Origin of the sequence: Nocardia africana NBRC 100379, assembly GCF_001612635.1 — a bacterium.
GTDB classification, from domain to species: Bacteria; Actinomycetota; Actinomycetes; order Mycobacteriales; family Mycobacteriaceae; genus Nocardia; species Nocardia africana.
The window spans coordinates 188,312-208,393 of record NZ_BDAV01000010.1 but is presented as its reverse complement, the minus strand read 5'-3'; the positions used below and the strand labels follow the sequence as shown (position 1 = coordinate 208,393).

Genomic DNA, 20,082 nt, shown 5'->3' with positions numbered 1-20,082 from the left:
CAGTGGAATTCACAATCGAACCGACCGTGGTGATCGTGCCCGGACTGCGCGATCACGTACCCGATCACTGGCAGACGAGGCTGGCCGAGGTTCTGGAGCGGGTGCGCACGGTACCGCCGCTCGAGCACGACAAGCTCAGTCTGCCGGCCCGGGTGGCGGCGCTGGATCGGGTGCTGTCGGAGGTTGACGTCCCGGTCGTCCTGGTGGCGCACAGCGCGGGCGTCATGATCGCCGTGCACTGGGCGCAGCAGGCCGGCCGGGAGATCCACAGTGCGCTGTTCGCGACGCCGGCCGACGTCGAAACGCCCTTTCCTCCCGGCTATCCGACGGCGGACGAGCTGAATCGACACGGCTGGCAGCCGATTCCGCGCCGCCGGCTGCCGTTTCCGAGCATCGTCGCGGCGAGCACCACCGATCCGCTGGCGTCCTTCCGGCGGGTGGCCGGTATGGCGGAGGCGTGGGGTAGCCGGTTGGTGGACCTCGGCGATGTCGGGCATCTCAATCCGGCGTCGGGTTTCGGGCCCTGGGACCGCGCCGGGGAACTGCTGCGGGCGGCCGTCGACCTGGGCCGTCCGTCCGCGGTCGGACAGGAGGCGCGGTGACCGAGGTGATCACATCCGCGGCGGCGGCGGTCGCCGATATCCGCTCCGGATCGTCGCTGGCGGTGGGCGGGTTCGGACTGTGCGGCATCCCGGAGACGTTGATCGAGGCGGTCGCCGCCGCGGGAGCCGACGAGCTCGCCGTCGTGTCCAACAATTGCGGCACGACGGCGCACGGTTTGGGAATTCTGCTGGCGGACAAGCGTATACGTCGCGTCACCGCCTCCTATGTCGGTGAGAACGCGGAGTTCGCCCGGCAGTATCTGGCGGGTGAACTCGAAGTCGAGCTCACTCCGCAGGGCACTCTCGCCGAACGGCTGCGGGCCGGAGGAGCCGGTATCGCAGCCTTCTACACACCGGCGGGCGTGGGCACGCTGATCGCCGACGGTGGAATGCCGTGGCGCTACGGGCCGAACGGCAGCGTGGCGGTCGCGTCGCCGCCGAAGCCGGTGGCCACCTTCGCGGGGCCCGCCGGGCCGAAACCCTATGTGCTGGAGGAGGCGATCACCACCGATTTCGCCCTGGTGCACGCGCTCATCGGTGACACCGCCGGCAATCTGGTCTTCGACAAATCGGCGCGCAACTTCAATCCACTGATCGCGGCGGCCGGCCGAATCTGTATCGCCGAGGTCGAAACACTCGTTCCGGCAGGCGATCTCGATCCCGATCGGATTCACCTGCCCGGCATCTTCGTCGATCGCATCGTGCCCACCGGCCCGGCGCGAGGTCGCATCGAGAAGCGGACCGTGCGCAGCGAGGAGAAGAAATGAGTGGCGTCATCGCCCGTTCCGGATGGGATCGCTCCGCGATGGCGGCGCGGGCGGCGAAAGAACTGCGTTCGGGTGAATACGTCAACCTCGGCATCGGCCTGCCCACCTTGATACCCGACCACCTGCCCGCCGATATCCGGGTCACCCTGCATTCGGAGAACGGCATCCTCGGTACCGGGCCCTATCCGGTCGAGGCCGAGGTCGATGCGAATCTGATCAACGCCGGCAAGGAGACCGTCACGGTGCTTCCCGGCGCCTCCTTCTTCGATTCCGCGACCAGTTTCGGGATGATCCGAGGCGGTCACATCGATACCGCGATCCTCGGCGGTATGCAGGTGTCGGCAACCGGTGACCTTGCCAACTGGATGGTGCCCGGCCACATGGTCAAGGGCATGGGCGGGGCAATGGATCTGGTGCACGGCGCCCGCCGGGTGATCGTGCTGATGGAGCACACCGACAAATCCGGCGCTCCGAAACTGGTGGACCGCTGCACATTACCGCTGACCGGCGTGGGTGTGGTCCATCGCGTCATCACCGATCTGGCGGTCCTCGACGTCACCGCGTCCGGTCTCGTGCTGCGCGAATGCGCACCGGGCGTGACCGAGGACGACGTCGCCGCCGCGACCGGCGCGCCCGTACTCACCGACACCGGAGGTCACCGACCGTGCTGAATCTCGCGATGCTGCTGGAGGATTCCGCGCGCCGCCGCCCGGATACCGACGCGGTGCGGCTGGGTGAGCGCCGCACGACCTACGCGGGCCTGAACGCCCGCGCGGCGCAGGTGGCCAACCTGCTGGTCGAATGGGGTGTGAAACCCGGTGACGCGGTCGCTCTCACCTGCCCGAACCTGCCCGATTTTCCCGCCGTGTACTTCGGAATACTGAAGGCGGGCGCGGTAGTAGTCCCGCTCAACATCCTGCTCAAGCCGGCCGAGATCGCCTATCACCTCCAGGATTCCGGCGCCGCGATCTATATCTGCTTCGAGGGATCCGCGGAATTGCCGACCGGTGAATTCGGTGTGGATGCCTTCGCACAGGTCCCGGGTTGCCACGACATGTTCGTGATCACCGCCGATTCCGCCGCCCCGTCGCCGTATCCGGGTATCGAAACACTGGACCGGGCGCTCGCGTCCCAGCCCACGACCTTCGATACCGTGCCGCGCCGGCCGGACGACACCGCCGTCATCCTCTACACCAGCGGGACGACCGGAAAACCCAAGGGTGCGGAGCTCACCCACGCGAATATGGTGCTGAACGCGGTGACCGCCAATCGACTGTTCGACTCCGGACCGGATCGGGCCGACACCCATTTGGTGACGCTGCCGCTGTTTCACTCGTTCGGCCAGACCATCGATATGAACGCCGGCCTGTCCACCGGCGCGACACTGGTGATGATGCCGCGGTTCGACGCCGTCGCGGCCCTCCGGTTGATGGTCGACGAGCACGTCACCTTCTTCGCCGGTGTTCCGACCATGTACTGGAGTCTGCTGCACGCGATCGACGACGGTATCGACACCGGCCGATTGGCCGCGACGTTGCGGCGTGCGGTATCGGGTGGCGCCGCTTTACCGATCGAGATTCACGCGCGGTTCGCGCAGCGCTTCGGCGTCCGCATTCTCGAGGGTTACGGCATGTCGGAAACATCTCCGCTGGCGATCTTCGCGGATCCGGAGCGAGAGCCGCGGCCAGGTTCGATCGGCGTGCCGGTCTGGGGAATCGAAGCGCGGCTGATCGATTCGGAGTGGAATACGCTCACCGGCGACGACGCCGTCGGTGAGATCGCGATTCGCGGTCACAATGTGATGAAGGGATATCTCAACCGGCCGGAAGCGAATCGGGAGGCGATGCGCGACGGGTGGTTGCGGACCGGGGATCTCGCCCGGCGCGACCGCGACGGCTTCTACTACATCGTCGACCGGGCCAAGGACATGATCGTTCGCGGTGGTTTCAACGTCTACCCACGCGAGATCGAAGAAGTCCTGCTGACCTACCCGGGTGTCTCGCTCGCCGCGGTGATCGGCATTCCCGATGACCATTACGGGGAGGAGATCGTGGCTTTCGTCGTCCCCGAGGGGAGTGCGCGCCCGGACCCCGGCGAGATGATCGCTTGGTGCCGGGAGCGGCTGGCGGCCTATAAATATCCGCGCCGCATCGAGTTCACCGACGCCTTGCCCATGACCGCGAGCGGCAAAATCCTCAAACGCGAATTGCGCATCCCGGATCGACCCGTGCCCGCGGGTTCGGATCATTGACCGGTATCGCTCTGTCCGCCGGCACCTTTCGACGCAGCCCGACGCCATTGGCTCGGGCTGCACCCGTGATGGCCGCGGAACCAGCGAGTGAAACTGGCGGGGCTGGAGAAACCGAGCATATCCGCGATCTCGGTGAGTGAGCGGCCCTGATTTCCCACCACCCGGCGCGCCAGATCCAGCCGGGTGGTGTTCACGATTTCCGAGTAGGTGCAGCCCTCGTCCGCCAGGCGGCGGTGGACGGTACGACGATCCACGCCGAGACTGCGCGCGACCTGGTCGGCGGAGCAGCGGCCGGTCGGTAGCAGCATTTCGACGAGTTCCTGCACCCGATCGCGCATGGCGGTGTCGTGGCCGCTGTCCACGGCGCCGAGCAATTGTTGCGTGTACGGCCGCAACAGCGGATCCGACATGGGGTTCGGTGTGTCGAGATCGCTTGTGTAGAGCGTTATTCCGGTGAATTCGTGATCGAACGACAACTGGGGACCGAACAGTCGCAGATGCGTGCTGCGATCCCGCGGCGCGCCATGGGTGAAGGTGGTTTCCGCCGGTTGCCAGGCCGCACCGAGGAATCCACGCAGAATTCCCTGCAGCGCTCCCATGGCCAGTTCGGTGGCCTGGCGGGTGCTGCGGTGCTCACCGATATCCAGACTCAGGCGGACGTGGGCGATGCCGTTGCGTTCGGTGAGGCGTATGTGCAGGGATTCGTTGTAGGTGTGCTGGTGGCGCACCATCAGTTCCAGGGCGCTGCGCACGTCGGGCTCCTCGCGAATCACCAGACTCAGCGGACCCAGATTGGACAGTCGCCGCCGTTCCGCGAGCAGCAGGCCGAAATCCTGCCGGCCGGATTCGGCAGCGGACCGCTCGAGGAGTTCGGTGACGGCAGCGGCGGGCACCCATCGGTCCTGCAGGCTCAGCCCGGCCGGATCGAGTCCGGCCTCGCGCAGCAGCCGGGCGGGATCGAGCCCGAGAGATTGCCCGAGATCCACGTAGTCGTTCAAGGCCGCGTACCGCGCCAGGGGTTTCATCAGCGCCTCGCTGTCCCAGATTGTTCGCCTCTGTGTCCCCGAGAGTAAAGCATGATAGGACCGCCGGCCCTACTGTTGTCTCCATCACAGTGAGGTGGGCGCGCGAAGTCGCCGGTCGGCCGCAGGGCTCGAGCGTCTCGGCACACCAGCGCCCGCACCTTTTTCAGCTCCGGCGGGCGGTCGCCCGCCGCGTTCGTAGGAGCACCCATGCCGTTGCACACCACCCCTGAGCTGCCCGCCGCGCGGGATTCGGTCGCCTCGACCGGTCCGGCCGGGCGGGCGCGGCGATACCCCTGGCTGGTCTTCGCCCTCGCCTTCGGGCTGCTGCTCGCCGACTACATGTCACGCCAGGTTCTCAGCGCCGTCTTTCCCCTGCTGAAAACCGAATGGGGCCTGACCGATTCACAACTCGGATCGCTGAACAGCGTGGTGGCGCTGATGGTGGGCGTGCTGACGTTCCCGCTCTCGCTGCTGGCCGATCGCTGGGGACGGGTGAAGAGCCTGGTGCTGATGGCGACGCTGTGGAGTATCGCCACCCTGCTGTGTGCGGTCGCCTCGAACTATCACCAGATGCTCGGCGCGCGATTCCTGGTCGGCGTCGGCGAGGCGGCGTACGGCAGTGTCGGGATCGCGGTGGTTCTCGGTGTATTCGCGCCGCGGGTGCATGCCGCGCTGAGCGGTGCCTTCATGGCCGGGGGTTCGTTCGGTTCGGTGCTCGGCGTCGCCGCCGGTGGCGCGATCGCGGTGCACCTGGGGTGGCGGTGGTCGTTCGTCACCATGGCGGTGGTGGGTCTGCTGCTCGCGGCGCTGTTCGCCGCGCTGGTCGACGAGCGGAAGCTCGCTCGGCACGCCGACGCGGAGTCGGTCGAACCCGTCACGCACACCGCATTCCGGGCGCCGGTCTCGTCGCTGTTCACCAATCCGGCGGTGCTGTGCGCCTACGTCGGTGGCGGCGTCCAGTTGTTCGCCGCCGCGGTGCTGCTGGCGTGGACGCCGAGCTTCTTCAATCGGGTCTACGGGCTGGCGCCGGATGCCGCGGCCGTCGCCGCGGCGGGTGTCGTCCTGCTGGTCGGCGCCGGCATGGTGTGCTGCGGCATCGTCACCGACCGGATCGGCCGCCGCGACCTGTCTCGCAAATGGCTCGCCGCCATCGCGTTCTGCTCGATCTCGCTGATCTGCCTGACGATCGGATTCAGTATCGAACACGGTGCGGCACAACTGATTCTGATCGGCGTCGGCGCATGGTTCTCGGGCGGGTCCTCGGGGCCGACCGCCGCGATGGTGGCCAACCTCACCCATTCGTCGGTCCGTGCCTCCGCGATGGGCACGCTGACGCTGTCCAACAGTCTGCTCGGAATGGCGCTGGGCCCCTTCGTCGTCGGCGTGCTCGCCGACCACTACGGCCTGAGCGCCGCACTACGACTGGCCCCGCTGGCCTATCTCGTCGCGATCGCCGCACTGGTGGCCGGTCGCTGCTTGTACCCGGCCGGGCTGCGCACACTCGCCGCTGTTCACAACCGATGATGAGGAAACCGATGAAATTCACGACACCCGCACTGATCACGGCCCTCGGGGTCACCGCCGCCGCCGTCACCACCGGTACCGCCCACGCGGAACCCGACCGCACCGCGGTGCACTACGAGATCGGCCGCCAGGCGGATTCGGCCCTGGTGACGACTCCGGACGGCAAGCTGAAAGTGGTTGCGGACCAACTGATTCTCACCGACCGTGCGGATCGGCCGGTGGCCGCCGTGCCGTTGACCTTCGCCGTCGACGACATCGCGTATCCGATCACCGCCCACATCGACGGCTCAACCGCCACACTCACCCCGGATCGCGGTAACGGGCGGCCCACCCAGGCACGTCGCGATGTCGTCACCGTCCGGCAGGCGGCGGAGTCGTTCACGCCACGCGATGCGCAAGCGCTGGGCGCGTTCGGTCAGCGCATCGCCATCGCGGCCGGAGTCAGCGCGGTACTCGGCGCGGTCATCGGCGGCGGAATCGGCTGCCTGGTCGGCGGCGCCGTCGGCGCGGCGATCTCCAGTCCGGTGATCATGCTCTTGGCGCCGTTCGTCGGTGCCACCGTCGCCGGCTGTGTCCTGGGCGCCGCCACGCTCGGCGCCGTGGGATCGATGGCCGGTCTCATTCTCGCCGGTGGTCCCATCACCCTCTTCTCCGCCATCCAGTACTTCTCGACCGTGCTGGCGCCGTGCCCGCCCGAGCTGCCCTACTGCAAGGATCCCGCCCAGCCCGCACCCGCCAAATAGTCGTCCGCCAGGTTCTTCGACCACATCCGAAGGAGACATCGTGTTCGATTCGCCCACACCGGTTTCCACACCGGTCGTCGACGGGATGCGGGCCGGCGGAAGCTGGAATCCGCTGTGGGATCAGCTCTACGAATGGGACCCCGAATGGACCGAACGGTTCATGGCCATGAACGCCACACCGATCGCGCGCCACATCTTCCCGCCCGAATTCGTCGAATTGCTGAGCATCGCCATCGACGCGGCCTGCACCCACATGTACGCCCCGGGCGTGCGCCGGCACATCCGCGCCGCACTGGACCTGGGTGTGCCACCCGAACAGATCGTGACCGTCCTCCAGATGGTCAGCGTCCTCGGCCTGCACGCCTGCAACCTGGGCATCCCCATCCTCGCCGAAGAACTCGCCGGACCCGGGCCGGGCCGATGACACAGCAGGCCGATCGATAGCGCCGATCAACCAGGTGGGGTCGCCGTACCGGCGACCCCACAAAGCTTCGGGCAGGTCGTCGACTCAGGTGGTCGTGTAGATGGTGTTCACATCCACCAGCAGGGGAGTGTCCTGCTCGCCGGCAGTGTCTCCCGGACGACTCCCGGCTGCCTGCAGATTCTCGTCGAATCCCGCACCGCTGTAGCAGGCCAGGACTGTGCGGCTGGTGTCATAGCCCTTGGCGGACAGCAAATCTCGCGCGCGCCGCAGTCGCTCTACGTGGCCGAGGGTCATCGTCCGGTCCCACGTCACCTCGCCCAGCGAAAGGATTCGGCGCGGTTGCCCGGTGTCCTCGGGGGCCAGCACCGCGACATCGATCTGGATCTGCTTCTTGTCCCGAGGGTCGTTGACGGTAGCCGCGGCGACATGCCCCGGGAAATCGCCGAACACCTCGTCGCCCACGGACATCGCCCACTCGCGGCAGATTCCTTCGAAATGTGGGCCGACGACTTGCGATCGGAACGTCGGCTGCGAATTGCGCCAAGCCGCTTCGGTATTGCCGCGCTCGAGTCGAGTCCATTCCCGCCGCATGATCGCCTCGTAGAACACGATGAGCGGTTCGGCGATCCGATAGGTCGATTTGCCGCGGCTGAACGGATCGGTCTCGCGGGTGATCAGCTGTGCGTCTTCCAGTACCGACAGCGGATGGCCGATGTCGGTCGAGGAGCGGCCGATCGTATTGGCGATACCGCCGCGTGTCGTATGGCCGCCCGCGATGGCGCCGAGCACCGCGTGGTAGAGCGCTACGTCGCGGATTTCGGTCTCCTCGGCCAGGAGATACCGCGCCTCGCGGAACAAAGGAACCTGTGGGTTCAGGACGGTGCGCAACACCCAAGAGTCGAAGTCCGCTAACGAGTTCGGTGCATCGCCCGCGACGAACTCCCGCCGGTAGGCGGGCGTGCCGCCGACAATGGCGTGGACCAGCACGGCGAGGTGCGGGTCGTCGAGCCCCCAGAAGCGAGCGGAATCCCGATATCCGAGCGGCCGGACGATCAACTCCATGCTGGCACGGCCGCGAAGAGGCGCGTTGCCGGACAAGAGCTTTCCCATCACCGACATCGCGGATCCGCACAGCAGGATCCGGGACGCCGACCTCCGGGCCGAGCCTCGTGGGTCGAGCGCCCGCTGCAGAATCGACGGCAGTGAAGGGCTCGCCTTGCTCAGGTAGGGGAACTCGTCTATGACGATCAGGCCGTCGCCTACCACGGCGAACAGTCGTTCCAGGGCCTCACCCCAGTCGCGAAAGGCGTAGCGGCCGCCGCCGGCGTACGACGCGACCGCTTCGCCGAACCCCTCCAACGCCTCGATCTCGGTAGCGTCGGTGGCGGTGAAGAAGAAGGCGCCGACGGCATCCGCCAGTGCGTCGAGCAGGAATGTCTTGCCCCGCCGCCGCCGCCCGCTGACAATGCCGAGGCGCACGTCGGGGCTCTCGGACGTCGCGAAACGCGTGAGTCCGTCCCACTCGCGGTCTCGGTTGAAGACTCGCTCAGGTTTCACCAGAGTGGATCGTGGTTGCGGTGGCCCGGCGTCGCCCGTGCGGCGCATCTCGCCGTGTTGACGTGGTGGCCCGGGGCTCGGTCGTTACGCTGGCGCCGTCCCCGTGAAAAGGAGCGTCCATGAGTGCCGCTGTCGATCGGCTGGCCGAGATCGCGTTTCCGCTGGCGCCGTGTCCGGACGAGAGCCGGGCGTTCCACGAACAGTGGCCGGTGCGGCTCGGGGACACCGACCGGGACCAGCGGCTGCGGCTCGACGCGGTGGCGCGGTATCTGCAGGACATCGGTTACGACCATCTGAAGGTGGTCGAGGACGGCGATCTGCATCCGGGGTGGATCGTGCGCCGGACCGTGATCGACGTGCTGCGGCCCATCGAATTCGGGGATCGGGTCCATCTGCGGCGCTGGCCGTCGGCCTTGTCGAATCGGTGGTGCACCATGCGCATTCAGGTGCGCAGTGAGAACGGCGGCCTGATCGAGACCGAGATGTTCCTCATTCACGTCGATATCGAAGCCGGGCGGCCGGCGCGGATGACCGAGCGCTTCATGGCGCCGATGCGCGCGGCCACCGTCGAACACCGCCTGCGGTGGCGCGCCGCCTTGCGGGAGGCGGCAGGTGACGACGCTGACGTGCGTCCGTTTCCGCTGCGGGTCACCGATGTGGACCGCTACGGGCATGTGAACAACGCGGTGCACTGGGAGGCGGTGGAGGAGGCGCTCGCGCGGTTTCCCGACGCGCCGGCGCCGCCCTATCGGGTGATTCTCGAACACGCCGGGCCGGTGATGGGCGCCGACGACGTGCTGATCCGCGCCTGGCGGAACGCGGACGCGCTGCATGTGCAACTCGAAGTCGACGGCAGCGCACGCACATTGGCGCGGATCGAATCGCTTCCTCGCTGACGAGCCGCGCCGGGCGTTTGCCGCCGCCCGGCGCAGCTCCCGGTCAGCGCGGCGCGTTGGCCGGGTCGGCGAGGGTCGGGGTGCGTCCTTGCCGGTGTGCCTGCTTGGCGTCGTCGAAGAACTCGCGGCTGAACAGCGCCGAGAGGATCGCGATGCCGCCGCGGTGCACGCGGAACTCGCTCTTGGTGCTGGTCCCGGTCAGCCGGACGACCCGGCCGGCGGCATCCTGCGGCCGGGCGAAATCCTTCACCCGGCCACGCCCGGTCCACTCCAGATCGCTGTGTTCGATCACCGCGTCGTCGGGAACCAGAAGCTTGACCATGGCGTGGTCCAGGTCGGCGTGGACCACGATCGGGTCCTCGCCCTCGATCCACGGCGAGCGCAGATCGATGACGACGCTGGCGTAGCGGGCCTTCACCGCGAAGGCGGTGGCATGGGTCCAATCGCCGAGACGCTTGGTGGTCTCGTGATCGGCGTGAATGCGGACGGTGTCGGTCGTGAGGGTCATGGGTCTGGTCCTTCCGGATCGCAGTGGACGGGTTCGCCTGCTCCTCAATAGTGGCACACCAACTAGTATCGAAGCAACTAGTTTTTTGAAAACTAGTTATGGGGCACCTAGTACGATGGGCGGCATGCCCACCTCCGACCGGTTCAAGCGATCCCCGCTCGCCATGGCTGTGCTCGGCATCCTGCACCTGGAGCCGATGCATCCGTACGCCGTCCAGCGCCGCATCAAGGAGTGGGGGAAGGACAAGGTCGTCAATGTCGGGCAGCGGGCCCAGCTGTACAAGACGATCGCGCGCCTGCAGGACGCCGGTTTGGTGGCGGTCCGTGCGACGGGTCGTGACCAGCAGTACCCGGAACGCACGGTCTACGAGATCACCGACGCCGGCCGCGATGCCTGCATGGCCTGGATCACCGACATGATCGCCGTGCCCCGCAACGAATTTCCCGAATTCCCGGCCGCCCTGTCGTTTCTGATGCTCCTCGGTCCGGACGCGGCCCGTGCAGAACTGGAGCGCCGGCTGGCAGCGTTGCGCGCCGAGCGCTCCGAGCTCGACACCGGCATCGCGCAGGCCACGCGGTTCGGCCTGCCGCGCGTCACCATGCTCGAGGACGAATATCAGCGTGCCGTCACCGAGGCCGAAATACGGTGGCTGGAAAGCGTTGTCGCCGATCTCGCCGACGGCACGCTCACCTGGTCGTGGGAGTCGCTGGCACAGTTCCAGGACCAGCCTCCCGCGGGCGACTAGAGAGTTCACCGCGGCCCGGCGATCAGGCGCTTCCCATGCCGAGCGGTGCCCTCGCGGGCATGGCAGGCTGCGGGCATGGAGCCCTCGCGCTGTGTTGTCCTGGTCCCGACCCACGGATCGATCGCACCGGAGTTCGCCCGGAATCTGGCCCGGCTGGAGCATCGGGGTTACGAGGTCCGGACCGTCACGGGATTCGCCGCGATCGATCAGGGACGCAGCCAGATGGCCACCGACGCGTTGCGCGACGGTTTCGAAGGGCTGATGTGGATCGATTCCGATATCGCGTTCGACGTGGATGCGGTGGACCGGTTGCGCACACACGATCTGCCGATCGTGTGCGGTATCTATGCGAAGAAGGGGGTGCGCGGCCTGGCCTGCCACGTGCTGCCCGGAACCCGGAGCATCCTGTTCGGCGAGGGCGGGGGGCTGCTGGAGATCAAATACGCCGCTACCGGATTCCTGTTCACCCACCGCGACGTCTACGAGACCGTCGCCGAACACGAACAACTTCCGGTGTGCAACCTGCGGTTCGACCGCCCGACCGTCCCGTACTTCCTGCCCATGCTGGTGCCCGACGGTGAGCACACCTGGTACCTGGGCGAGGATTACGCGTTCTGTGAGCGGGCGCGACGCAGCGGCTACTCGATCATGGCCGACAGCTCCTTCCGGCTGGGGCATGTGGGGACCTACAGCTACAGCTGGGAGGAAGCGGGTGCGGATTCGCACCGCTATGCGAGTTACAACTATCGGCTCGGGTGAGCGGCAGACCACGCCGATCGAACGTCCGGAACGCGAATACCGGCTATTTCGCAGCGATCGAGCCGGTCGGGCAGGAATTCGCAAAGTGCGTTCCGCTGGGGTTGAATCGGAATATGCGGTCGGACTATCACGCGAATCTGCGGCATCTCGCCGAGTTGCTGCATGCGATGTGTGAACAGGACCGGACGGCCATTTCGGCGGCCACCTACGCAGTGGTCAACGCCGATATCGAACAGGCCGAGTCCGCCCTGGACGTCGTCGGCCGGGTCGAGGAGATGGCGCAGCAGACCGAACAGGAAGCGCTGCGCCTGCTGGCATTGCAGGCCCCGGTCGCCAGCGAGTTGCGGCGGGTGGTGACCGCTATCCAGCTCACGGGCCATCTCCAGCGCATGGGCGCGCTGGCCGGGCATATCGCCACGAGCGCGCGGCGCCGCCATCCCGAGCATGTGGTGCCCGAACCGGTGCGGCCGTTGGTCGAGCGTCTGGGTTCCACCGCCTGCGCCATCGCCACGAGCGCCGCGGCGGTGCTCGAAACCGGCGACCCCTACGACGCGGCCGGCCTCGACGCCCAGGACGACGCACTGGACCATCTGCACGAGCAGTTGCTGGCGGCGGTGCTGGACCACGACTGGGCGTACGGCATCACGGCCGCAGTCGACCTCACGCTGCTGGGACGGTATTACGAGCGCTTCGCCGACAACGCCGTGGAAGTGGGACGTCGCACCATCTTCCTCACCACCGGGGAAACCGCCGACAACTGGGCGCCGGACGACGACGGGTGATCCGGCCGACCCGCAAACCCTGTGGGGCGGAACCGTAGTCGGCCGGCATCATGCCGTGCCGGACGACACCCGGAGAGTCCGGGCAGTTCGGCCGGCCGACCAGGTGCGAAACCGGGGGCTCTGGTGTAGGTACCCGGCGGTGCCTGCCGAAGCACGCCGGTATGACACACTGGACGGTGAGCACGGGTTGTTGCAGTGATCGCCCGGCTCGCAACAGGAAGTAAAACAAAAGAATGTCGCAAGGCAGTGTGAAGTGGTTCAACGGCGAAAAGGGCTTCGGGTTCATCGCCCAGGATGAGGGCGGTCCCGACGTTTTCGTCCACTATTCCGAAATTTCCGGCTCCGGCTTCAAGACCCTCGATGAGGGTCAGCGCGTCGAGTTCGAGGTTGGCCAGGGCCAGAAGGGCCCCCAAGCCCAGAACGTCCGCGCCATCTAGGAGCTGACACACCAGCGAAACCCGCGCCCACGGCGCGGGTTTCGTGCTTTTTTCGACGAATTTCCCACAGCCGCTGGTGATCTGCGGTGGCCGGACGGCACGGCGCTGGTCATCGGGTTGTCGGCAGGGTGAACGCGGCGGTGCGTACCACGTCGCCGTGCTTGAAATCCAAGAACAGCCGGTAGGTTCCGGGGCCGGGGACGGCGGTGTGGAAGGTGATGTCGGGGCCCGGGGCGGTGACGCCGTCGCCGGGTTCGCCGTTCGGATGGACGTGCACATAGGCCAGATCGCCCGCTCGCAGGATCACCAGATGTCCGTAGGCCGCCAGATACGGCTGTAGGTCGGTGACCGGCTCGCCGTTCTTCCGCACGGTGAGGGTGAGCAGCCGGCCCTCGCCGGGCACCAGATCGCCGTCGAGAGTCACCTCGTAGCCGTCGACTTCCGCGGTCCGATCGGCCGCGGGCGCCGGGCGTGGATCGTACGGCCCGGCGACGGCCAGATCCGCGCCCAGCGTGATGGTCTTGCCGAGTGCGCGCGGAGCGATGTCGGTGAACACGCGATACGCGCCCGCCGCCGGCAGATGCAGCCGCACTGTCCAGATGCCTTCGGAGGTCAGTTCGGGATGCACGTGCCAGAACCCGGTCAGCTCCCGCCGCACCACGATCAGATGTAGCTCTCGATCGTGGATCGCGCTGTACTCGGTGACCGGTATGCCGTCCGGCCCCAGGATCCGGAACCGGAAGTCGACCTCGCCCGGGGTGAGGATCGGCTCGGCGAGCGCCAGGGTGTAGCCGTCCTGGGTGATCTGGAGCCCGCCCGGCAGCCCGCCACCGTGCGCGGCGTGTTCGGTGTGCCCGCCGTGGCCGTCGTGCTGTTCGTGGTGATTCCCGTGATTCGCTTGTGCCCCATGGTGTTCGAGGTGCGTGTGCGTGGTCATGGCGTCGGCCTCTCCGATCTTGTGCGCGTTCGACAACCATGAAGATAATACCCCCAGGGGGTATGCGCAAGGCCGATCGCCGATCAGGCCGCCGCGACCGGCCGGACCGCACTCGGGCCCGGCCGGTCGGCGGGTGACCGGTCAGCCGAGACCGGCCACCTCCTGGGCGATCGCGGCGAGCCGGGTCTGGGCGGCCGAGACGACGCCGTGGCGGTTCTTGTGCGCTTCCTCGTAGGCGACGATCGCGCGGATCTCGGCCGGCTCGGTGAGTTCCTTCACCGCGGCGACGGCTTGGGACACGTTCAACTCGTCGTAGTCGCCGACCGGCAGCTCATCGGGTTCGAGGACCCCCGTGGTGGCACGGATCGAGTGCAGGGCATCGGCGGCCGCGCCGGCGCCTTGGTGACGCGTGACCTGCTCGGCGGTCTCCAGCGCGGCGTCCCGGGAGGCCGACAGGGTCTTGACGGCGACATCACCCGCGTGGGCTCCCCGGGCGAGCAGTTCGCCGAGCGCGGGCGGGGTGGTGCGGACGGAGTCCAGCGCGCGGTCCAGGCCGCGAGCCGACCACGTGACGGGCAGGTTGAACAGTTTCACCGCGGTCCCGGCCGCCGCCTGAAGAACAGTGCGGCGCAACGCGGCCGGCCCGCCGAGGGCGTCCTCGGCCAGGACGGTGGTCAGCCATTCCACGGTGGCCGAATGCGCAGTGATCAGGCGGTCGGCCAACGTCACGACCTCGCGCTGACTCGCGGCGGTCGCCAGGGCCTTGATGTAGCGGGCGCGGTCGAGCAGCTGGTGCTCCAGCGCCAGGTCGCCGAGCAGCGCCTCGTCGAACGGCTGAGCCTGCTCGGCCATCGCCTTGATGGCAGCGACCGCGCGACCGAGGAACGGGCCGACCACCTCGGGCACACTGCCCAGATCGCGGATGGCCGCTTCGATGGCCTCGGCGCGGGCGCGGCCCTTGTCGGCGTTCTCGGACAGCTCCCTGCGAACCGCCTCGGTCCGGGCCTGAGCGATCCGGGTCTCGGCGACCTGGATCTCGGTGTTGGTCAATGTCAGCACAGCTCGCAGCTGGGCCAGCAAGGTGGAAGTATCGGGAGTGCTCATGCGAATCTCGTCCTTCGGCGTATAGACGGCATCAGGTCGGGGCGCAACGTTGCACCATATCTGCGACTACCCGCCAATACCGACGATTAACATGTCCGGCGACAACGCGTTCGGGGCACGGCGTTCGCGGATCGCCGGAAGCGGGCCGGATCCGGTCAGCCGAGATAGGTCGATTCGAGCACGAGGTCCTTGAGCACCTTCTGGTACTCGGCGTGCGTCCGATGCTCGCGGGTCTTCCAGCGCGTGCCCTCGTGACGACGCATGAACTCTCGATACTCCGGGGCCCCTGGGTATTTCACGTTGTCCGCCACGACGACCGAACCGGGGTGCAGCCAGCCCTGGTCCAGGATCCGGCGGAGATCGGGAAGGTATTCGTCCTTCTCGTGGTCGAGGAAGGCGAAATCCACTGTGCCGGGCGAGAACTCGTGTTCGTTACACAGTACGTCGAGTGTCTTTCCGTCGTCGCCCAACGTGCCGACGATCACGACGATCCGCTCGCCGACGCCCGCGTGATCCCAGATCCGCCGGGCGACAGCGGCATTCGCCGCGTTGAACTCGATGGAATACAGCACGGCATCGGCCGGCATGACGCGCGCCATGCGCAATGCGCTGTAGCCGCAGTAGGTTCCGAGCTCCAGCAGGCGGCGCGGCCGCGCGGCGGCGACGGCCCGGTCGAGTATCCGGCCCTTCTCGTCCCCGATGTTGATCAGGTAGCTCTTGGTGTAGCAGAACTCGTCGATCGCCCGGATGACGTCGTCGATGTCGTCCTTTCGGGCATGCGCGCACACGTAGTCGGCCAGCGCCTGCTCCCGGCCGTCACCGACCTGCCAGGTGGCGCCCATATGCCGGAGGCCGACCAGAAAACGCACATACGACCATCGCAGGAACATCACCGGTTTGCCCACGCTCTCGTTGGCGGCGATCGCCAAGGCGATCGCGGCAACGGCGGCCAGTGCCCACCGCGGGAGACGTAGACCGAACACGGTCGGTCGGCGCGCGGCCAGCAGAATCGACGAGGCGACCGACACCGCGGATGCCACGATCGCGGCGGAGTGCTTGCTCATCGGTTCTTCCCTTCGTCGTGCCGATTCAGTTCGGCCTCCAGGATCGGCCCGATCACCGCGAGCGCCTCGGGGTTGGTCATCTGGGCGTGGGTGACGCCGACGTCGTGTTGGGTGATCCGCCCGGACACGAAGGGGCGCCACATCTGTCCGGTCAGTTCGCCGGTGATGCCTTCGGTCGCCGAGAAATACAGCAGATCGCCGTCGTAGCAGGCCGGTCGGTAGCTCGTGGACATGGCCACACTGTCGACATATCCCTGATGCAGGCGCCCCAGCTGCTCACGGGTCAAGCCGCGACCGGGCCCGGGGCTGTCGGCGAGCACGTCCACAGCTTCGTCCAGGGTGAGTGGCCGGGTGTCCGGAGTGGCCGACTCGTTGCCCTGCAGATGGGTGACCAGATCCCGGACGGTGGGCAGCTCCGGCTGTGGCGCACCGTCGCCGAATGCCACGCTGTCGAACATGGCCACCGATCCCACGGCGTGCCCACGGGCCCGCAGCCGGACGGCGAGCGCGTGCGCGAGTTGCCCGCCCAGGGACCAGCCCAGCAGGTGGTAGGGACCCTCCGGCTGGACGCGCGTCAGTTCGCTCAGATACACCTCGGCGAGCTCGTCGACGGTGTGGAACCTGCGCGATTGCCCGGAGACGGCCGGCGACTGCAGTCCGTAGACGGGCCGGTCGGTGACGTATCGCAGCAGCCCCGAGTAACACCACGACAGCGGAACAGCGGAATGCAGGCAGATCAGCGGCGTCCCGGAACCGCTGCCACGCAACGGAAGAACCGGCTCCAGCGCCGAACCACCGACCGTCACCTCGCTGTTCCCACCGGCCGCCGTGGCTTCGATGGCGGCGGCCAGGGTTTGCACCGTCGGAGTGAACAGCGACGAAATCGTCACCGTGGTGCCGGTCCGCTCCGACAGTTGCCGGCACAGTTCCACGCCCAGCAACGAGTTGCCGCCGAGTTCGAAGAAGTTGTCGTCCAAGCCGATCCGCGATTGCCCGGTGAGTTCGGCGATGGTCTCCGCGACCGTGCGCTCGATCGGCGATGCCGGCGCGCGGAATGCCGGGCGCGGCAGGGATTGCGGATCCGGCAGCGCGGATCGATCGGTCTTGCCGCTGCTCGGGTTGATCGGTATCTCGGGCAGCGGCACCAGCATCGCCGGAATCATGCCGGGCGGCAGCACCGTCCGTAACCGCGCCAAGACGGCGGTGCGGTCGAAGTGGTCCTTCGCGGCCGCCGTGGGGACGACATAGCCGATCAGCCGATCGCCGAGAGTTTCGGACGTCCACACCCGCACCACGGCCTGATCGACCGTCTCGTCCGCGGCGAGCGCGCGCTCCACCTCGGACGGCTCGATGCGCTGTCCCCGCAGCGAGATCTGAACGTCACCGCGGCCGAGGTACTCGAGCGCACCGTCGGGTTGTTCGCGGACCATGTCGCCGGTGCGATACATCCGCGTTCCCGGCTGTCCGTAGGGATTCGCCACGAAACTCTGCGCGGTGATTCCGGGGCGCCCCAGATATCCACGAGCCAATGCGTCACCGGCGAGATACAGTTCGCCGCGGGCGCCGCGCGGTGCCGGTCGGAGCCGGGCGTCCAGGACCAGCGTCTGCACGCCGGGCAGGCCGTGACCGATCGTGATCGGCCCGTTCGGATCGAGCGGTTCGGTTTGGGTCACCACGACGGTGGCCTCGGTGGGGCCGTAGGAGTTGAACATCGGGAGCCGGCCGGCCCAGCGTCCGGCCAGTGCGGGCGGGCATTTGTCCCCACCCACGGTGACCGTCCGCAGTGACGGCAATCGATCCGGGTCGAGCGTTGCCAGAATGGCCGGCGTGACCACCAGGTGGGTGACGTCCTCGTCTTGCATCACTTGCGAAAGCCATTGTCCCGCAACGATATCCGGCGCGAGCGCGACCAGTTTCGCCCCGGGGGTGAACGCGGAGAGATATTCGAGCATCGACGCATCGCAGAACGGTGAATGTGCCTGCAGCACCACCGATTCCCTGTCGATGTCGTTGCGGGTGCGCAGATCGTCGGCCAGTGTCGCCAGTCCCTCGTGGGTGCTCAGCACTCCCTTGGGTTCGCCGGTCGATCCGGAGGTGTAGATCAGATAGGCCGGGTGAGCGGCCCGCAACGGTCGTATCCGATCCGCGTCGGTCACCGGGGCGGTCGACCGGGACGCGGCGGCGCGGGCGAACTCGGCGGTGTCGAGCAGTAACCAGTCGACCGTCGTGTTCTCCAGGGGTGTGCGGGACGTGGAGAGCGTGATCCCCAGCGTCGCACCGGAATCGGCGAGCAGCTTCGATACGCGCGCCGGCGGATCGGTGGGATTGACCGGGAAGAACACCGCGCCGGCCCGGGCGACCGCCCACAACGCCATCACCGATTCCACCGACCGGGACAGCGCCACCGCGACAACGACTTCCGGCCCGGCTCCGTGCGCGATCAGCTCGCGCGCCCACTGCGCTGTCGTCTCGTCGAGTTCGCGATAGGTCACCGATCGGTCCGGTCCGCTCAGGGCGATCCGCTCACCCGCATCGACTCCGCCGGTAAGCAACTCCGGCAGCAAATGCTGATGGTGCCGCTGCCGCGGGGCGGCGATCGTGTGGGTACCGGCGACGGCCGCGAACACCTTCTCCGTCTCGCCGGCGCAGACGAATCGGGACAGGCAGTCCATGAACTGCTGCCGATACCCTTCCACCTCGTCCGCTCGATACAACTCCGGGTTGGCATGGAAGTCGACGACGAACGGCTCGGCGCCGAATCGGTAGCAGCTGATCGCCATATCTTCCACGGGTCCGGCCGAAAGTAGTTGCGTCCGACCGCGAACGGCGCCGAAGTCGATGCTGTCGGGCAGGCTGAGGACGTTGATCAGTGGACCGTAACCGTGGCGACCGGCCCGGCCCACACCGTGGTCACGGAGCAGGTCTTCGTGCCGGTACAACTGGTGGCGCAACGCGCCGATCATGCTGAGGCGCACCTGGCGAACCAGGTCGCCGACCGTGCTCTCCGCCACGCCCCGCACCCGCAACGGCACCACGTTCGAGACCATCCCCGCCGACTGCCGCAGCGCTCCCGTGGTGCGACCGGCGACGGGCAGCGACACCGTGACATCGGTATCGCCGGTCATCTGTGCGAGAAAGGCGGTCACCGCCGCGACCAGCACCTCGGCCATGCCCGTGCCGTACCGGCGGGCCGCGGCTTCGAGCCGTGCCATGACCTCCGCGTCGACAGTCGCGTGCGCGATATGAGGCCGTGCCGAGGGCGCGGCGTACCGCTCACTGAGGCGGGTCACGTGATCGAGGCCGGCCAGCTCCTTACCCCAGTATTCGCGATCGGCGGCGAAGCGGGACGAGGACCGGTACCGCTGCTCGGCCGCCACGATCTCGGGCAGCGACACCGCCCGGCACGGCGCCGGGGGCCGCCCTTCGGTCGCGGCGGAATGCAATTCGGCCGTTCGCTGCAACACCTGAGCGGCGCCGAAGCCGTCGACGGCGATGTGGTGGCTGCGCGCATAACAGCGATATCGGCCGGGGCCGAGAGTGAACAGCACCGTCTTCGTCACGTCGGCGCCGGTCAGGTCGATGCCCCGATGATGGTCCCGGCTCATCCACTCGTGGGCGGCGCGTTCGGGATCGGGGTGATCACTCAGATCTATGCACTCGAATCCGGCGTCCAGCTCGTGGTCGAGGTATTGGCGAGGTCGGCCACCGACGATCGCGAATCGCACATGCGGCGACTGCAATTCGCGCGCCGCGCGGCGCGCACACTGCTGGAGCAGTTCCAGATCGAGATCGCCCTGCACATCGGTGTATTGGGAGATGGAGAACGGAACCGAGGGATGCAATTGCTGGGCCAGCCACAGTTCGGACTGCGCCACCGACAATTCGAAGAAGCCCGCCTCCGGAGTCACGCCGTCGTGCCGACGCGTGGTACTCGTCAGGTCTACCACCGCAATTCCT

At 67.6% G+C, this 20,082-nt stretch carries 19 protein-coding genes; 12 read left to right on the top strand and 7 right to left on the bottom strand.

Translation table 11 applies throughout. From position 1 onward, the window contains the following. Positions 1 to 2 precede the first annotated feature (2 nt). From NA3_RS18115 to NA3_RS18100, 4 genes are read left to right on the top strand one after another with little or no spacing between them, the layout of a single operon-like run. The gene (locus tag NA3_RS18115) at positions 3 to 602 is read left to right on the top strand and encodes an RBBP9/YdeN family alpha/beta hydrolase (RefSeq protein ID WP_062964801.1); all 600 of its coding nucleotides are present in this window, start codon (positions 3 to 5) and stop codon (positions 600 to 602) included. Beyond that, positions 599 to 1,369, top strand: a complete 771-nt coding sequence (locus NA3_RS18110; RefSeq protein ID WP_062964800.1) for a CoA transferase subunit A — start codon at positions 599 to 601, stop codon at positions 1,367 to 1,369. The genes NA3_RS18115 and NA3_RS18110 overlap by 4 nt, the downstream gene beginning before the upstream one ends. Further along, the gene (locus NA3_RS18105; RefSeq protein ID WP_062964799.1) at positions 1,366 to 2,040 is read left to right on the top strand and encodes a CoA transferase subunit B; all 675 of its coding nucleotides are present in this window, start codon (positions 1,366 to 1,368) and stop codon (positions 2,038 to 2,040) included. Before NA3_RS18110 ends, NA3_RS18105 begins: the two co-directional genes overlap by 4 nt. After that, positions 2,034 to 3,620, top strand: a complete 1,587-nt coding sequence (locus tag NA3_RS18100) for a long-chain-fatty-acid--CoA ligase (protein WP_062964798.1) — start codon at positions 2,034 to 2,036, stop codon at positions 3,618 to 3,620. Before NA3_RS18105 ends, NA3_RS18100 begins: the two co-directional genes overlap by 7 nt. Here the strand turns inward: NA3_RS18100 and NA3_RS18095 are convergent. Further along, the gene (locus NA3_RS18095; RefSeq protein WP_062964797.1) at positions 3,614 to 4,645 is read right to left on the bottom strand and encodes an AraC family transcriptional regulator; all 1,032 of its coding nucleotides are present in this window, start codon (positions 4,643 to 4,645) and stop codon (positions 3,614 to 3,616) included. The genes NA3_RS18100 and NA3_RS18095 overlap by 7 nt on opposite strands. Before the next feature lie 207 nt (positions 4,646 to 4,852). Here NA3_RS18095 and NA3_RS18090 point away from each other — a divergent pair, with 207 nt between their 5' ends. The 3 genes from NA3_RS18090 to NA3_RS18080 all read left to right on the top strand — a co-directional run bounded on the left by NA3_RS18090 (position 4,853) and on the right by NA3_RS18080 (position 7,336). Then, positions 4,853 to 6,169: an MFS transporter gene (locus NA3_RS18090; RefSeq protein WP_062964796.1), complete on the top strand. Its 1,317-nt coding sequence runs from the start codon at positions 4,853 to 4,855 to the stop codon at positions 6,167 to 6,169. A gap of 11 nt (positions 6,170 to 6,180) precedes the next feature. After that, positions 6,181 to 6,912: a DUF8020 domain-containing protein gene (locus NA3_RS18085; RefSeq protein ID WP_062964795.1), complete on the top strand. Its 732-nt coding sequence runs from the start codon at positions 6,181 to 6,183 to the stop codon at positions 6,910 to 6,912. Positions 6,913 to 6,997: 85 nt separating this feature from the next. Further along, entirely contained in the window at positions 6,998 to 7,336 is a 339-nt protein-coding gene (locus NA3_RS18080; protein ID WP_062964983.1) for a carboxymuconolactone decarboxylase family protein, read from the top strand. Between the two features lie 84 nt (positions 7,337 to 7,420). Here the strand turns inward: NA3_RS18080 and NA3_RS18075 are convergent, their stop codons facing one another. Further along, positions 7,421 to 8,893 (bottom strand): AAA family ATPase, encoded by a 1,473-nt coding sequence (locus NA3_RS18075; protein WP_218021844.1) that lies wholly within the window; start codon positions 8,891 to 8,893, stop codon positions 7,421 to 7,423. Between the two features lie 119 nt (positions 8,894 to 9,012). On the opposite strand from NA3_RS18075, the gene NA3_RS18070 reads away from it, so the two are divergent. Further along, on the top strand, positions 9,013 to 9,789 hold the full coding sequence (locus tag NA3_RS18070) for an acyl-[acyl-carrier-protein] thioesterase (protein ID WP_062964794.1): 777 nt from the start codon (positions 9,013 to 9,015) through the stop codon (positions 9,787 to 9,789). Positions 9,790 to 9,832: 43 nt separating this feature from the next. Here NA3_RS18070 and NA3_RS18065 read toward each other — a convergent pair whose 3' ends face one another. Beyond that, a complete protein-coding gene (locus NA3_RS18065) occupies positions 9,833 to 10,297 on the bottom strand; it encodes a hypothetical protein (RefSeq protein WP_062964793.1) in 465 nt (154 codons plus the stop codon). A 124-nt stretch (positions 10,298 to 10,421) separates the two neighbouring features. On the opposite strand from NA3_RS18065, the gene NA3_RS18060 reads away from it, so the two are divergent. From NA3_RS18060 to NA3_RS18045, 4 genes are all read left to right on the top strand, one after another. Then, positions 10,422 to 11,042 (top strand): PadR family transcriptional regulator, encoded by a 621-nt coding sequence (locus NA3_RS18060; RefSeq protein WP_062964981.1) that lies wholly within the window; start codon positions 10,422 to 10,424, stop codon positions 11,040 to 11,042. 75 nt (positions 11,043 to 11,117) lie between these two features. Next, on the top strand, positions 11,118 to 11,801 hold the full coding sequence (locus NA3_RS18055; protein ID WP_062964792.1) for a hypothetical protein: 684 nt from the start codon (positions 11,118 to 11,120) through the stop codon (positions 11,799 to 11,801). A gap of 113 nt (positions 11,802 to 11,914) precedes the next feature. Then, positions 11,915 to 12,583, top strand: coding sequence for a phosphate signaling complex PhoU family protein (locus tag NA3_RS18050; RefSeq protein WP_062964980.1), 669 nt, complete (start codon positions 11,915 to 11,917; stop codon positions 12,581 to 12,583). A gap of 233 nt (positions 12,584 to 12,816) precedes the next feature. Further along, entirely contained in the window at positions 12,817 to 13,020 is a 204-nt protein-coding gene (locus tag NA3_RS18045) for a cold-shock protein (RefSeq protein WP_036505313.1), read from the top strand. Positions 13,021 to 13,129: 109 nt separating this feature from the next. Here the strand turns inward: NA3_RS18045 and NA3_RS18040 are convergent, their stop codons facing one another. The 4 genes from NA3_RS18040 to NA3_RS18025 all read right to left on the bottom strand — a co-directional run bounded on the left by NA3_RS18040 (position 13,130) and on the right by NA3_RS18025 (position 20,072). Next, positions 13,130 to 13,957, bottom strand: coding sequence for a DUF8832 domain-containing protein (locus NA3_RS18040; protein WP_062964791.1), 828 nt, complete (start codon positions 13,955 to 13,957; stop codon positions 13,130 to 13,132). A 141-nt stretch (positions 13,958 to 14,098) separates the two neighbouring features. Beyond that, on the bottom strand, positions 14,099 to 15,061 hold the full coding sequence (locus NA3_RS18035; protein ID WP_062964790.1) for a DUF8129 domain-containing protein: 963 nt from the start codon (positions 15,059 to 15,061) through the stop codon (positions 14,099 to 14,101). A 155-nt stretch (positions 15,062 to 15,216) separates the two neighbouring features. After that, positions 15,217 to 15,951 (bottom strand): O-methyltransferase, encoded by a 735-nt coding sequence (locus NA3_RS18030; RefSeq protein ID WP_062964979.1) that lies wholly within the window; start codon positions 15,949 to 15,951, stop codon positions 15,217 to 15,219. 170 nt (positions 15,952 to 16,121) lie between these two features. After that, positions 16,122 to 20,072: a non-ribosomal peptide synthetase gene (locus tag NA3_RS18025; protein WP_062964789.1), complete on the bottom strand. Its 3,951-nt coding sequence runs from the start codon at positions 20,070 to 20,072 to the stop codon at positions 16,122 to 16,124. Between the last annotated feature and the right edge of the window lie 10 nt (positions 20,073 to 20,082).

Bases quoted from the DNA above. Each gene is read 5' to 3' on its own strand.
- NA3_RS18070 (WP_062964794.1), top strand. From the start codon at position 9,013: ATGAGTGCCGCTGTCGATCGGCTGGCCGAGATCGCGTTTCCGCTGGCG.
- NA3_RS18065 (WP_062964793.1), bottom strand. From the start codon at position 10,297: ATGACCCTCACGACCGACACCGTCCGCATTCACGCCGATCACGAGACC.
- NA3_RS18105 (WP_062964799.1), top strand. From the start codon at position 1,366: ATGAGTGGCGTCATCGCCCGTTCCGGATGGGATCGCTCCGCGATGGCG.
- NA3_RS18090 (WP_062964796.1), top strand. From the start codon at position 4,853: ATGCCGTTGCACACCACCCCTGAGCTGCCCGCCGCGCGGGATTCGGTC.
- NA3_RS18040 (WP_062964791.1), bottom strand. From the start codon at position 13,957: ATGACCACGCACACGCACCTCGAACACCATGGGGCACAAGCGAATCAC.
- NA3_RS18030 (WP_062964979.1), bottom strand. From the start codon at position 15,951: ATGTTCCTGCGATGGTCGTATGTGCGTTTTCTGGTCGGCCTCCGGCAT.
- NA3_RS18080 (WP_062964983.1), top strand. From the start codon at position 6,998: ATGCGGGCCGGCGGAAGCTGGAATCCGCTGTGGGATCAGCTCTACGAA.
- NA3_RS18050 (WP_062964980.1), top strand. From the start codon at position 11,915: ATGCGGTCGGACTATCACGCGAATCTGCGGCATCTCGCCGAGTTGCTG.
- NA3_RS18035 (WP_062964790.1), bottom strand. From the start codon at position 15,061: ATGAGCACTCCCGATACTTCCACCTTGCTGGCCCAGCTGCGAGCTGTG.
- NA3_RS18055 (WP_062964792.1), top strand. From the start codon at position 11,118: ATGGAGCCCTCGCGCTGTGTTGTCCTGGTCCCGACCCACGGATCGATC.
- NA3_RS18045 (WP_036505313.1), top strand. From the start codon at position 12,817: ATGTCGCAAGGCAGTGTGAAGTGGTTCAACGGCGAAAAGGGCTTCGGG.
- NA3_RS18085 (WP_062964795.1), top strand. From the start codon at position 6,181: ATGAAATTCACGACACCCGCACTGATCACGGCCCTCGGGGTCACCGCC.
- NA3_RS18060 (WP_062964981.1), top strand. From the start codon at position 10,422: ATGCCCACCTCCGACCGGTTCAAGCGATCCCCGCTCGCCATGGCTGTG.
- NA3_RS18095 (WP_062964797.1), bottom strand. From the start codon at position 4,645: ATGAAACCCCTGGCGCGGTACGCGGCCTTGAACGACTACGTGGATCTC.